Consider the following 517-nt stretch of genomic DNA (forward strand, 5'->3'; position numbering starts at 1 on the left):
AAATGCTCGTAGTGATAGGCGGGGTTCAGCACCACCTCGGCGTAGGTGCGGTCGACGAACTCTTTCAGACGCGCCTCGTCGCGGGCGAAATCCAGGGCCTCCGCGAGGTTCGACAGGTCGCGCTTCAGCGGAAAGAAGTGTCGATTTGGGAGGAAGATTCCCGAATAGGTGCCTTCGTAGAGGATCTGCGCGGCGTTGCAGACGGCAGCCTCGAAGTGGCGTGGGGAAATCTGCGCGTAGTTCACGTTCCCTTCGAAGCGATGGAGGTAGGCGTCGTGCGCCTTGGTGTAGAACTCCCGGGAATCGCGATCGAGTCCCGCATTCTCGGCCTCATAGGTCCGGCACCAGGCGGCGACTTTGCCGTCGAAATCGAACAGGTTCGATCCCGACTCCACGCCCAGCACAACCTTCGAGCGGCCGAGGAAATCGAACCAGGCGGTGCCGTTGATGCGGTCTTCCCACCGGCTCGAAATATCGATGGTGAGATCGCTCACGCCCGCGGTCGCTGCCGCAACGT

At 61.5% G+C, this 517-nt stretch carries 1 protein-coding gene; it reads right to left on the reverse strand.

The annotated features are described in order from the left end of the window. On the reverse strand, positions 1-494 hold a 494-nt coding region (locus J4G32_RS20670; RefSeq protein ID WP_210497506.1), incomplete at its 3' end, for a hypothetical protein. Positions 495-517 lie beyond the last annotated feature (23 nt).

This window comes from Microvirga antarctica, from assembly GCF_017921815.1.
In the GTDB taxonomy this organism is placed as follows: domain Bacteria; phylum Pseudomonadota; class Alphaproteobacteria; order Rhizobiales; family Beijerinckiaceae; genus Microvirga; species Microvirga antarctica.